The 14,437-nt window shown below is 48.0% G+C and carries 7 protein-coding genes; 3 read left to right on the plus strand and 4 right to left on the minus strand.

The window, feature by feature from the left end:
* The 3 genes from DXB18_RS08575 to addB form a co-directional block, all read right to left on the minus strand.
* A complete protein-coding gene (locus DXB18_RS08575) occupies nucleotides 1-1,368 on the minus strand; it encodes an MATE family efflux transporter (protein ID WP_118543429.1) in 1,368 nt (455 codons plus the stop codon).
* 184 nt (nucleotides 1,369-1,552) lie between these two features.
* A complete protein-coding gene (addA, locus tag DXB18_RS08580) occupies nucleotides 1,553-5,251 on the minus strand; it encodes a helicase-exonuclease AddAB subunit AddA (RefSeq protein WP_118707303.1) in 3,699 nt (1,232 codons plus the stop codon).
* Nucleotides 5,233-8,778 (minus strand): helicase-exonuclease AddAB subunit AddB, encoded by a 3,546-nt coding sequence (gene addB / locus DXB18_RS08585; RefSeq protein WP_118707239.1) that lies wholly within the window; start codon nucleotides 8,776-8,778, stop codon nucleotides 5,233-5,235. Before addB ends, addA begins: the two co-directional genes overlap by 19 nt.
* A gap of 147 nt (nucleotides 8,779-8,925) precedes the next feature.
* On the opposite strand from addB, the gene DXB18_RS08590 reads away from it, so the two are divergent.
* On the plus strand, nucleotides 8,926-9,363 hold the full coding sequence (locus DXB18_RS08590) for a hypothetical protein (RefSeq protein WP_118707241.1): 438 nt from the start codon (nucleotides 8,926-8,928) through the stop codon (nucleotides 9,361-9,363).
* An 85-nt stretch (nucleotides 9,364-9,448) separates the two neighbouring features.
* On the opposite strand, the gene ftsH is transcribed toward DXB18_RS08590, so the two are convergent.
* Nucleotides 9,449-11,551: an ATP-dependent zinc metalloprotease FtsH gene (gene ftsH / locus DXB18_RS08595; protein WP_118707243.1), complete on the minus strand. Its 2,103-nt coding sequence runs from the start codon at nucleotides 11,549-11,551 to the stop codon at nucleotides 9,449-9,451.
* A gap of 228 nt (nucleotides 11,552-11,779) precedes the next feature.
* Between ftsH and DXB18_RS08600 the strand changes: the two genes are divergently transcribed.
* Together DXB18_RS08600 and DXB18_RS08605 are read left to right on the plus strand one after the other, a co-directional pair.
* Nucleotides 11,780-13,393, plus strand: a complete 1,614-nt coding sequence (locus tag DXB18_RS08600; protein ID WP_118543425.1) for a CTP synthase — start codon at nucleotides 11,780-11,782, stop codon at nucleotides 13,391-13,393.
* 193 nt (nucleotides 13,394-13,586) lie between these two features.
* Nucleotides 13,587-14,384 carry a hypothetical protein gene (locus DXB18_RS08605; RefSeq protein ID WP_118543424.1) on the plus strand — a complete coding sequence of 266 codons (798 nt, stop codon included), beginning with the start codon at nucleotides 13,587-13,589 and terminating at the stop codon, nucleotides 14,382-14,384.
* The last annotated feature ends 53 nt before the right edge of the window (nucleotides 14,385-14,437 follow it).

The following is a 14,437-nucleotide window of genomic DNA, read 5'->3' on the forward strand; positions in this document are numbered from 1 at the left end:
TTATTCCTTTCCCACTGGCTTTCCAGAATAACCTGCAAAACTTTTTTCCATGCGTTTTGTTACACTGCGGTTGCACCACAATGACAAAATGCTTCCTACGCTCCATCCAAACGGCCAGGAAAGCCATACCCCTGTTACGCCAAGGAAGGAGGCAAATACGAACGAAAGGACTACCCGGAGGATCAGATCTGAAAACGTAGCCAGCATAAACTCTTTCATAGCGCCTGCCCCGCGGAGCATACCATCTGATGCCAGTTTTAAAGCAATCACCAGATAAAACGGTGATACGATCCGCAAAAACTGAATACCGGTTTCCATGGCCACTGCGCTGTCTTCCTGCATAAACAGAGACATCATCAGACGCCCAAAACCAAAGAACGCAACAATAAACGGAACCGCCAGAAGAAGTCCCATTCTGACACCGCCGCGCATGCCCTGTTTCACACGGTCAACCTTGCCCGCTCCAATATTCTGGGCAGTAAAACTGGAAATGCCATTTCCAAGCGTCGTAAAACTGGTGATGGTAAAGGTGTTTAACTTAATTGCCGCGGAATAACCGGCAATGACAGAAGAACCAAAGGAATTGATCAGTCCCTGCACAAAGATATTTCCAACGGACACAAAGCTCTGCTGCAGGATACTCGGAACCGCAATCCGGGCAATCCGCTTTAACATATCAGCAGAAAAGTAAGCTGCCTTCTTTTCGGTCTGAATCTGTTTCAGTCTGGCTGCCATCGTAAACAGCGCAAGAACACAGGCAATCCCCTGCGCAATAAAAGTTGCCCACGCCACACCGGCTACGCCCCAGTGCAGGCCGGCTACAAACCAGTAATCCAGAACAATGTTTCCAAGAGAGGATCCAATCAGAAAATAAAGCGGAGTTTTGGAATCTCCCAGGGAAGTAAAGATGCCAGTTGCCACGTTGTACAAAAACAAAAATGCAAAACCGCCAATATAAATCCGCAGATACAGATCACCAAGGCTGAAAATGTTTTCCGGCGTCTGGATCATGCGCATCAGTGCACGGCTACCAAGAAGTCCCAATACCGTCAGAACGACAGAAAGCACGGTAGCAGAAATCAGGGTTGTATATACCGATGTTTTCATCTGCTCATACCGCTTTGCTCCGAAAAACTGGGATATAACTACGGAACATCCAATGTTGCTGCCTACTGCGATCGCCATAAAGATCATGGTGATCGGATAAGAAGCCCCAACTGCCGCCAGCGCATCCTCACCGGCAAAACGGCCTGCGATCACACTGTCCGCGATATTGTAGAGCTGCTGAAAAATCACACTGATAAACATGGGAATCGTAAAACGCCATAGCAGACTTTGTGGATTCCCTTCTGTCAGATCTTTCATCATAATTCAAGTTCCTCACATTCTTTAGAATCTTTTGCGGCATATCTTCGCTGTACAGACAGATTTCCGCATCCTAAAAATGCTACCACTTTTTTCTAAATTATGCAATCCGGATTTTTCCCATTTATCATCCTCGTTTCAAATCCATAACGGTACGCGCATGCATGCTAAACATTTGTTCCCATGTCTAACAGAGAATTGCCTGCTGCAGGGTCAGGGAATAGATCCACTTTTCCCCCACGGTTTTCCCGGTCATCTGGGTTAGCGCACGTTCGTAATAATCCAGCTGACGCTTATAATGGTCCAGAAGGATTTTTTGGCTTCTTGTGTGATCTGTCTTGTAATCAACCAGGACCAGCCTGCCGTCTTCCTCAAAATAAGCATCTATGATTCCCTGGATCACCACAAGTTCATCGCTGTCTACCGGTCCGATCTCCCGTGCAGGAACTCCCATAACAAACTGCTGCTCCTTGTGAAGGGTACCTTCTGCCTGCGCTTTCGCCATGCGCTTTCCTGTTTCCGACTGCAAAAATCTCCAGATCACCGAACCATCAATCCGATTTCTGTTTTCCTGTGTATACTGTTTTTCCGACACAAACCGGTCAAGCCAGGTTTCTACATCCGTCAGACTGCTGATCTTATCGAACGGAAGCAGTTCCAGGGCCCGGTGGTATGCGGTTCCGCGCGATGCCCCGTCTGCAGCTGTTTCCTGTTCTTTTCGTATTTTCTGTTCTGTAGGAGTCCCTGTAGTCCACTGTTCCCCGTCATTTTCTCTGTCTGGTTTTCCAGATTCACAAAAATCGCCCTCATCCCACAGGCAAGCAGGGGTAAAAAGCTGCTCTGTCTCCTCTTCATCCGTCATCTGCCCCATTTTTTTGAGTTCTGACACAGACATCTTCACATGAAGCTTCACATCTGCGGCATACGGGTATGAAAATTCCAAATGCGATCCGAGACGTCTGCCAAAACCTGCGTCGTAGGTTTGTTCCAGATCCAGTTCCAAAAGCTGCTGCTTTGCGTCTTTTTTCAGAATCTGCTGTTTCAGTTCTTCTCCAATGAATTCGGAAAGAGGAACTTCTTTCACATTGATTCTGAGGCCATTTCCATAGCGCCCAGTACACATCAGGATCCAGTCCAGATATGACCCGGCCCCGGAAAGAATGGTATAGGGAATTTGTCCATCAGCCAGTGGTACCTGACCATATTTTTCCAGTGTTTTTTCCAGGTACCGGTCCGTACCTGTCATGATCAGCTGTTCTTTTGCGCGGGTCATCGCTACATAAAGAACGCGCAGTTCTTCCCCGAGGCTGTCTAATTCCATTTTTCTGCGCAGGACATTTTTCTTGATGGTATGTGTTTTTACCCGGTTCTCGACATCCAGATAATCTGCCGCGATTCCAAGTTCCGGGTCAATCAGTACTTTTCCGTATACATCCTGCCGGTTAAATTTCTTTCCCATTCCCGCAAGAAATACAACTGGAAATTCCAGTCCCTTGCTTTTGTGAATGCTCATGATCCGGACGGTATTGTCTTCTTCTCCCATCGTGGAAGCTTCCCCGAAATCTGAATTATATTTCTTTAAGTTTTCAATATAACGGATAAAATGGAACAGACCTTTATAGCTCGTTTTCTCATATTCCGCTGCCTTTTCTACCAGCATGTCCAGATTGGCGCATCTGGTCGTTCCTGCAGGCATCGCCGATACATAATCGTAATATCCGGTTTCCTCATAAATCTGATAGATCAGTTCATGGATTGGAAGATAGGATGCCAGGAAACGGAAGCGCTCCAGTTTTTCAAAAAATGTGGTCAGATTTTCCCACCGGATGGCTGCAGCATAAATGCCGCGGTCTTCCCCCTTATCGGCACTGTTTTGATATGCTGCCATCATTTGGGCAAGTTCTTCATCTCCCATTCCCACAACCGGGGATTTTAATACAGCTGCCAGTGGAATGTCCTGCATGGGGTTGTCGATCACGGCCAGCAAACTGAGTACGGTCTCCACTTCCAGCGTATTAAAATAGCCCATGCGGGATTCCGCGTACGCCGGGATGCCTTCATTCATCAGAACCTGCAAAAACGTTTCCGTCCATCCGGTCGTACTGCGCAGCAAAATTACGATATCGCGGTACTGCGCCGTGCGGTAACCGCCATTTCCGGACAATTTTTTATCCCATACAAGAAGACCATGCTCCGGGTCTGTCATTTCCCGGATTTTTGAGGCAATCAGTTTTGCCTCCAGTTCCTTTGCCGTATAATCCGCTGCCTCCTCATCCAGCTCCAACAGAGCTTCTGAGCCTGTATTGATCATAAGCAGTTCCGGAATGGTTCCGATCCGTTGTGGTTCGTCTGCTTCTGCAAAAACAACACCGGGGTTTAAGGCCGTTTCCTCCGTATAGCGGATGTTTCCCAGGTTTTGCGTCATGATCTTAAAAAAGATGTCATTGATTCCGGTAAGGACGGTTTCCCGGCTCCGGAAATTCTGATGCAGTTCAATTTTCTGGTCTGGTCCGTCTTCTTCCGGTTCCAGTGGATAGGCACTGTACTTTTCCAGAAACAGTTCCGGTCTTGCCAGGCGGAAACGGTAAATACTCTGCTTGACATCGCCAACCATAAAGACATTATGTTCGCCAAAACGCTCCCTGGAGACTGCCTTTAACAGTTCTTCCTGAACCAGGTTACTGTCCTGATATTCGTCCACCAGAACTTCCCGGTACTGCATGCTCAGTTCATTGGCTGCATCGGTATAAACCTTCTTTCCATCTTCGATTTGGATCAGGACTTTTAGTGCTTCATGCTCCAGATCATTGAAATCTACCAGGTTTTTATCCCGTTTTTTCTCCTGAAACCGCTTCGCAAACAGTTCTGCCAAATCCAGCAGCACACCAGTTGCTTCCCTGGTCCCATCCAGGTCCGCAAACATGAGCTTTAGCGGCGCAAAGCAGTATAACTCTTTCATCTTTTTCACGGCGGTTTTCACGCGGTCCCGGCATCCGGTAACATAAGCTTTTTTCTCCGGATCCACCTCCTTGCTGCGCACCGTAGCCAGACGTCCAAACGAAGCGCCGGAAAGGCTTTCATGCATTTCTGCAAATGTTTCCGTCTCAGAAAGCCGCTTCAAAAGTGCAATGTCTTCCGAAAATGCCGGTTCATAGGCGCATAAAAATTCATCTTCCAGACAAATGTCACGGGCATCTTCCATCTGAACCTTCAGTTCCAGAGCCTGACGTTTCAGATCGGCAATCAAAAATTCCATCCACCTGCCGGATTCTTCATCGGCCAGTTCTTTTCTGCAGTCTGCGATCCACTGTTCGGGATATGGATTACTCTGGGAAAAGTTATAAACCTGCATGATATAATCTTCAATCCCCGCATCGGTCTTTCCCTGCGCAAAGGTTTCTACAAACCGTTCAAACCGGCTGTCACCAGAAGCATAGGCATCCTCCAGAAGCGTTTCCATCACATCGGCGCGCATCAGAAGCAGTTCTCCCTCATCCCCAATCCGGAATGCCGGATCTAGATCCAGCAGATTAAAATGTTCCCGGATCACATTCAGACAAAAGCTGTCGATCGTGGTGATCTGAGCGTGATGAACCAGTGTCGCCTGCATCTGGAGATGCTCATTTTCCGGATGTTCTTTTAGTTTTTCATCGATTGCCGCTGCAATTCTCTCCCGCATCTCTGCTGCAGCCGCATTGGTGAAAGTCATAACCAGAAGTTCATCAATATCCGGCGGGTTTTCCCCTTCCGTCACCATGCGTATGATACGCTCTACCAGCACAGCCGTTTTTCCGCTCCCGGCCGCCGCGCTGACTAACAGGTTTCTGCCGCGACACTCTATAACCTGACTCTGCTCCCTGGTCCAGTTTACTCCTGCTCCCTGCATATTTCCTCCCAGATTTCTTCTGTTTTCCGATTTTTCCATTTATGAAATTCATAGCCGGATGTTTTCCGGTCAAAGCCGCATACCGCATGGTATGGACAATAATCACAGGCCGTTCTCTGCCCGTTCTTATAAGGTTCCACACCGATTTCTCCATCCAGGATTTCCCTCCCGGCTTCTTTTAGTTTCCGATGTACAAACTGACTCAGTCGTGCAAAACGTTTCCGATCTGCCACGGATGACTTGGATGTTTGAATTTCCCCATCCTTTAACACGACCGGAATCACATCCGACTCTTTCTGAATCGTATGATCCAGATGCTGCACGGCCTCCAGTTCGCTGTTCACCAGACCATTCATACGAAGCTTCTTTAAGATTTCCGCATCAATCTGTTCCGGATCCGGTTCTCCTTTTTTATCGACCAGCGGATCCGCAATATTATAATAGAGAATTCCCGCCGGAACAATTTCTTTTCCCGGATACCGTTTTTCTGCCAGCTCTGTCACCGCATCCATATAAACAACCAGCTGTAACTGCAAACCATAGTACAGCGCCAGAAGGTCAAAGGACGTACTGCCGGACTTATAGTCAATAATCTTGACATATACCTTTTCCCCGTCTTCACAGACATCCATGCGGTCGATCCGGCCACGGAGGTGAAGTGCCTCCTGGCTGGAAAGGGCGATCTTCATCGCCTTCAAATTATCAGCAGCGGAAAAGCTCACTTCAAATCCTGCCGGGACAAAATCGCCCTTCTGGATCTGCTGCTGCAGCGCCCACACCGTACGCCGGGTGATCTGTCCGACACGCCGGATCAGATATTCATTCCGGGCAGAACTTTTCAGAACCGTGTTTCCATAATTACCTGCAACCACAGACACACATTCTTCTACCAGCGCATCCCGCGTTTCATCACTCATGGTGTGCCAGTCATAGCCTCTTTCTTTTGCCTGGCAAAAACACAGATCAATGGATTCGTGGAACAACGTTCCGATGTCAGAGGAAGCCAGTTCATAACGCTTGCGTTCCAAAAGTTCCAGACCATATTTGAGGAAATGACCGTAGGCACAGGCCGCATATTGTTCCAGACGGGTCACACTGCCATTTAAAATCTCCCCATACAGAGCCTTTGCAACCGCATGGGATATTCCCTGTTTCTCATATACGAAAAATGCCGCATCCATGAGATGCTGCAAAGTTTCTTTATAAATTTCGGAACCCGCAAACCAGCGGTACAACTCCAGAAATTCAGAAAACGATGCTGTTCCATCCTGATCCTGTGCTTCCACATTCTGCTTTTCCAGTCGCTGCTCTTCCGAATTCTGTACTTCTTCGTTCTGCCCCGTCCCGCAAAACCTCCTGTCGCGGTACGCTGCCAGACCATCTGCCAGTTTTCGTTTTGCCTCCGCAACCGAATAAATTTCCTGGTCTTTGGCCGTCTCCTGATCTTCCCATAGCGCATCCGGGAACATGTTTCTCAGTTCTCCTACCAGAAATGAAGGGCGCCGGCTCTTTCCATCCGCACCCGTCCGCGACCAGGACACAACCAGCTGGTCCGACGGCTTTGTCATCATCAGATACAGATAAAATCTCTGCTGAAAACTCTCTTCTCTTGCAGTCGGCGCCAGTTCCATATGGTGCGCCCCCAAAAATTCGCGGTCCCGGTCCGAAAGCAGGCTTCCGCTTTCTTTTCTGGATGGAACAATTCCGTCATTCACACCGGCAAAAAACAATACCTTAATATGGGCCAGACGTGTTCTGGTAATGTCACCTACCACAACCCGGTCTGCGACTGCCGGGATCACGCCCACCTTCAGTTCTGCAAATCCTGCATCCAGAATCTCCAGATAGTCCTTCCGGCTCACGATTTCTTCTCCAAGCAGATCCGAAAGTCGCCTGAGCATATCGGTTACCAGTCCATAAACCTGACTGTATTCTTTCGCCAGCCGGTCTTCTCCAATCTTCGTAAAATACTCCTGATAACGTTTTAACTTTTCTTCTGCATGACAGTCTTCAAGAAGCTGAAGCACCGCTTCCGTCATGCCGGCAATACTGAGCTTTTCCTGACGGAATGTATCCTGCATCGAAAAAAGCGGCAGGAGTACCTGCTCTTTATATGCATTTAAATCCACAATATTCAATTCCCCGGAACCACGGTACGTCTGTTCCCAGGTTTCCCGGTACCGTTTTCCTCCCCGGATCCCCATCGCAAGAATATAGTTTTCCAGCCGGTCCATCCGCGTGCGGTCCTGACTTACCAGACCCGTACGAAGAAAGCGCATGACACTCTCATAAGAAAAATCCTGCCGTACTGCTTCCAGTGACGCGCGGATCAGCTCAACCAGACTGTTATCGAGAACGTTCTTTTTATCATCCAGGAAATGTGGAATCTGGTTTTGCATAAACTGGTGGGCAATCTCTTTTCCATATCCGGCAAGGTCGCCCGTGATCACGGCTATCTCACGGTAACGTGCCCTGCCTTCCTGCACCAGTTTCTGGATCTGATGCACGATCCGGCTGACTTCTCCCGATGGATTGGATGCCTGAAAAAACGAAAGGCTCCCGGCAGTCTGTCCAGAAGGGGTTTTGTCTTCTTTCTCCGGTCTGCATACAGAAGGTTCATACCGTTTTTCTTTCCCATACCGGAACAGATGCTCTTCCATCCAACCAAGCTCCGGACTTTTTGCAAAACGCCTTTTTTTTTGCTCTTTTAACACGATATCCGGCAGCTTGGAAATCTGATTTTTTTCCGCAAGTTCCGATAAGCGTACCGCCATCTGGCGGCTCATATAAAACAGATTCTGAATTCCAACATTTCCATAAACCGCTGCGTGCTCATCTGCAGTCACCGTTACAAATACCTGCTTTGCACACACCAGGAATAATTCCATGATACGGTACTGGACCGGGGTAAAACCGGTATAACCATCCAGCGCGATCACACTGTTTCGGATCAGTTTTGATTCCGGTAACAGTCGGCAAAACACATCCAGAACCTGTTCCGTGGTAATGTAATGCCCCTCAATATATTCCTGAAAGCTCTGCTCTACCAGTGCGAGGTCTTCCAGCTTCTGTCTTAAAAGCGGAGATTTTGCAGATGGTGCCATCTCACGCAAAGCATCCGGCGCAATTCCATACTGGTAAAACTCCGACAGCATGGACTTTAACTGTCCCACAAAACCAGATTTGTTTAACTGCCCGCCAAACAGGATCAGCTGCCGTTTCTGCGCCGCCGCAACTTTCCGAAGCACCATGGATTTTCCCATGTCATCCAGCACAGAAAGATTTTCGACTGCCAGTTCTTCAAAAATCCGGTAAGCCAGTCTTGCAAAACTGACAATATCTATATTCATGGTGCCATGGTTTGGATGTCTGGTCACAATATCCTTCTGTGTCTGCATGGTAAACTGCTCCGGCACGATCAGAAAGAACTGCTGCCCGGGATGCTCCATAGACATACGGATTATTTCATCATATAAATAGGTGGTTTTTCCGGATCCGGAACCGCCCAAAATCAACTGCAATGCCATGTTGTGTATCCTTTCCTGTTATAACAACTGTATTGTGCAGAAGTTCCGTTCAGAAATTTCCTGCCATATACCATAACGTTTCCTCCATTCTATCATAAAAGCGAATCTATGAGAATAGATTATACCAAACACTCCCGGAGGTCTCCCATGAGTTCCAAAACCAAAATCGTTGTCCTGCGAATGAAGGAAATCATCTACACTGCGATTTTCATTGGCCTCGGGATCCTTCTGATCCTGCTGCTCCTCGTCATGTTCCGCCCGAAAAAAGAAACTGCACCGGCATCTGCAAGTGCACCGTACATACCTGGTGTTTACACTTCTGCCCTTATACTCGGATCACAGGAAATCAATGTCGAAGTAGCTGTCGACAAAGACCAGATCACATCCATCACCATGATACCGTTAAGTGAGGCTGTCACAACCATGTATCCGCTGATGCAACCGTCCTTAAGCAATCTGACCAGCCAGATTCTGGAATCCCAGTCTTTGGAAAACCTGTCTTACCCGGAAGAAAACCGCTACACCTCCCAGGTTCTTTTAAATACCATAAAAAAGGCGCTGAAAAAAGCTGAGTGCAGAGACTGACCAGGAACCTGGTCTCTCTGTACTCAGCTTTTATACCCTTTCAGAAAACGCCAATGACACGTCCGCTGTTTTCTTTACCGGACTTTTATTCGTTTTTCGCGTCCGTATTTTCTTCTGCTTCGTTTTCCGCATTCGCTTCCGAAACTTCTGCTGTACTTTCTTCTGTCTTGCTTTCCGCATTCACTTCGCAAGCTTCTGCCGTACTTTCTTCCGCTTTGCTTTCTGCATTCACTTCGCAAGCTTCTGCCGCGCTTTCTTCCGTTTTGCTTTCTGCATGCGCTTCCGAAGTTTCTGCCATACTTCCTTCTGCCACGCTTTCTTCCGGCTCCGGAATTCCCTTGCACTTACGGAAAATCTGCATAAACTCTTTTCCAGTAATGGTTTCTTTCTCGATCAGGAATGCTGCGATCTGATCCAGTACTTCACGGTTTTCCAGAAGCAGCCGCTTGGCTTCTTCATAAGAATCTTTTAAGATCCGCATTACCTCATCATCGACTGCTGCAGCGGTTGCCTCGCCGCAGTCCATAACCGCACGGCCGGAAAGATAACGGTCCTGCTGTTTTGCGATTCCCATTAATCCAAATTTCTCGGACATTCCGTACTGGGTCACCATGGCACGCGCGATACTGGTTGCTTTCTCAATATCATTCGCGGCACCGGTTGTCACGGACTGGAATACGATTTCCTCTGCAGCACGGCCTGCCAGAAATACTACGATCTGCGCCTGCAGTTCTTTCTTGCTGTTTAAATACTTCTCTTCCTCCGGAACATTCAGCACATAGCCAAGTGCTCCCATGGTCCTCGGCACAATAGTGATCTTCTGTACCGGCTCTGCGTCTTTCTGCAAAGCACTGACCAGAGCATGACCAACTTCATGATAGGAAACAATACTCCGTTCCTCTTTGCTGAGTACCCGGTCTTTCTTTTCTTTTCCCACAAGGACAACTTCCACTGCCTCAAACAAATCTTTCTGGCATACCGCTGACCTGCCATTCTTGACTGCCAGAATTGCTGCCTCATTGATCATGTTCGCCAGATCAGAACCTACCGCACCCGCAGTTGCCAGTGCAATCGCATGCAGATCTACTGTTTCATCCAGCGCCACATTCTTGGCATGCACCTTTAAAATCTCCACACGGCCTTTCAAATCCGGGCGGTCCACAATGACACGGCGGTCAAAACGTCCCGGTCTTAAAAGCGCCGGATCCAGAACCTCCGGACGGTTGGTTGCCGCCAGAATCAGAAGTCCCTTCGAGGTATCCATACCATCCATCTCGGAAAGAAGCTGGTTTAAAGTCTGCTGCTGCTCCGACTCTCCGCCGCCGCTTCCGCCGCTTCGGCTCCGGCCGATAGAATCAATCTCATCGATAAAGATAATGCACGGGGAGTTCTGCTGAGCCTGTTTGAACAGGCTGCGGACACGGGACGCTCCGACACCAACATACATCTCCATAAAGTCAGAACCAGAAAGGAAGAAGAACGGAACTTCTGCCTCGCCCGCCACAGCTTTCGCCAATAAGGTTTTACCGGTTCCGGGAGGTCCCACAAGCAACGCACCTTTTGGCAGTTTCGCACCGATATGCGTATACTTGCCCGGATTGTGAAGAAAGTCGACCAGTTCCACCAGGGACTCTTTCGCCTCATCTTCTCCGGCTACATCCGCAAAAGTGACACCTGTTTCTTTCTGCATATACATTTTCGCGGTACTCTTTCCGACACCGCCCATACGCTTCATCATGAAATTCATCATGATGACGATCAGCACAAATGGAAGCACAAAACTAAGCAGAGATTCCATCATCGCCATGCTGTCCTGACGTTCCCTGCGGATTTCTACCCCACTTTCAAGCAACCGGTCTGCCAGTCTGTAATCCCGCTCAACTGGCACGGTATAAGTTTTTAAAATCGGATTGAACTGCTTGGAATCTTCCTTATACTGAATGTCAATCTGGGTGTTTTTGATCGTGACGGCTTTGACGTCTCCATGCTCCACTTCTGATATGAATTCGTCGTACGTGATTTCTTTCTGGCTCTTGTCTGCCATATACCCTCTCATAAAACCTGCGATCGCAAACGTAATAAAAGCCGCGATCAGGACAATGAGAAGCTGGTTTTTTGGAAATTTGCCATTACCGCCATTATTTCCGTTGTCGCCGTTTTGCGGCTGTTTATTCTGCTGATTATCCATAAACGGTCATTCTCCTGTTTCTTTATTTAAGCAATAAAATGCCATTTTGCATTTACGAACCATTATAAAGGTAGTTTTCACATAAATCAAGAAAACTCCACTTAAAAAAATAAAGTTTTACAAAAACACCTAGATTTTAAGATATTGACGTTGTATAATGATGAAGTTATTTTTTCGAGAAAGCGTTACACATTCCTCATAATCCCACATATATAAGGAGGTTTTACCATGCCAGTAAAGTATGTCTTCGTTACCGGCGGCGTTGTTTCCGGCCTCGGTAAAGGTATCACCGCAGCATCCTTAGGACGCCTGCTGAAAGCACGTGGTTACAAAGTAACCATGCAGAAATTCGATCCTTACATCAACATTGATCCGGGTACCATGAACCCGGTCCAGCACGGTGAAGTATTTGTCACCGATGACGGTGCTGAAACAGACCTGGACTTAGGTCATTATGAGCGTTTCATCGATGAAAGCCTCACCAAAAACTCGAACGTCACCACCGGTAAAGTATACTGGAGTGTTCTTCAGAAAGAGCGCCGCGGTGATTTCGGAGGAGGCACGGTTCAGGTAATTCCCCACATTACCAACGAGATCAAAAGCCGCTTCCACCGCAACTTCTCAACCACAGAAACAGAAATTGCCATCATCGAGGTCGGCGGTACCGTCGGAGATATTGAAAGCCAACCGTTTTTGGAAGCAATCCGTCAGTTCCAGCATGAGGTTGGTCATGAAAATGCCATTCTGATCCACGTTACCCTCATTCCTTATTTAAAAGCTTCCGGTGAATTAAAGACCAAGCCGACCCAGGCCAGTGTCAAAGATCTGCAGGCCATGGGAATCTGGCCGGACATTCTGGTATGCCGCAGCGAGCATCCGCTTGACGACAGTCTGCGCAGCAAAATTGCCCTCTTCTGCAATGTACCGAAAACTCATGTGCTCCAGAACCTCGACGTGGAAGTGCTCTACGAAGCACCTCTTGCCATGGAAGAAGAACATCTGGCTGAAGTTGCCTGCCAGTGCTTAAATCTGCCATGTCCAGAACCGGATCTGGCTGAGTGGCGTGCCATGATCGATGCCTGGAAGCACCCGGAAAAGGAAGTTACGGTTGCCCTGGTCGGCAAATATATCCAGCTTCACGATGCCTACATTTCCGTTGTGGAATCCTTAAAACACGGCGGCGTGGCAAATCGTACCAGTGTCAACATCAAATGGATCGACTCAGAGACCGTCACACCGGAAAATGTAGACGAACTTCTTGGTGATGTCAGCGGCATCCTGGTACCGGGCGGCTTTGGCTCCCGCGGTATCGAAGGAAAAATCCTTGCCATCAAATACGCACGCGAGCATCAGGTCCCATTCCTTGGTCTCTGCCTTGGCATGCAGCTTTCCATCGTGGAATTTGCCCGTGACGTGATCGGCTACACCGATGCGCACAGTGCAGAACTGGATCCTTCTACCGTTCATCCGGTCATCCACCTGATGCCGGATCAGGATGGCATCGAAGACATCGGCGGTACCTTACGTCTCGGTTCCTATCCGTGTGTTCTGAACAAAGACTCCAAAGCCTATGCACTCTATGGCACGGAAACCATTCACGAACGTCACCGGCATCGTTATGAAGTCAACAACGATTACCGCAACGTGCTCCAGGAACATGGCATGATGCTCTCCGGTATTTCCCCGGACGGCCGTATTGTCGAGATGATCGAACTTCCGGATCACCCATGGTTTGTAGCTACCCAGGCACACCCGGAGTTAAAATCCAGACCGAACCGCCCGCATCCGCTGTTCAAGGGCTTCATCGAAGCTTCCTTAAAGTATCAGGAAACACAGAACTAAATCTTATGCCGCAGAGGTCAGATCGGATCCCTGCGGCATTGTTTTGATTACAGGAATCGATACACAGCTCCACGGTATCTTACATTTTTCTGAAAAATACGGGAAAACACTTGAATCCATGTTTTCCCAAGGTTATACTGGCTTATGAAAAAGAATAAAATTACACAATAACCAAAGAAAGGACTTGTTGATTATGAAAATAAAGCGCTATGTAGCTGCAGCTATGGCTGCAGGTGTATTAAGTACCGTAAGTCTTGCTACCGGCATCACTGCTCTGGCTGCCACTGGCTGGGTGCAGAACGGAAATTCCTATGTATATTATGATGAGAACGGCACCTTACACAAAGGCTGGGTTCAGACCAACGACGGTTACTACTATATGGATCTTTCCACTGGTGTAATGACTACCGGTTTAAAAAAGATCAACGATAAATTATACTATTTCGGCTCCAACGGCATCATGCAGACTGGTCTGATCCATGATGCGGCATCTGACAAATACTATTATGGTCAGTCCGATGGTACGCTTGTCATCGGCTGGCTTAACTTAGACGGAAGCTATTATCATATGGAAGACGATGGTTCCCTTGGCACCGGTTGGAAAACCATCAGCGGATCCAAATATTACTTTGATCCGACTTCCGGAAAATGCGCACTGAATATCGCTATGCCGATCGATGGCAACTGGTTCCTGTTTGGTGAAGACGGTAAAATGCAGACCGGCTTCCACAATGTAAATGGTGCAACCTACTACTTTGATCCGGCTAACGGCGTTATGGTAGCAGGTACCACAAAGACCATCAGCGGTGTAAGCTATACCTTTAACGCAGACGGAACCTGCACCACTACTCTGTCCGGTATTCCGTCCCATACCACTGGAACTGAGAGCAGCAGCAATTCCCAGCAGAACCAGCAGGCTTCCCAGGAAAGCAATGCAGATGCAGAAAATGGCAAACAGAACGTAATTGTAGCTGGTTCTTCCAGAAACTAAGTTTTAAAATTTATCTGTCGTTTTTTCTATATTATAACAAAATCATCAGAGTC

The sequence above is a fragment of the Clostridium sp. OM02-18AC genome (assembly GCF_003481825.1).
GTDB lineage: Bacteria > Bacillota > Clostridia > Lachnospirales > Lachnospiraceae > Brotaphodocola.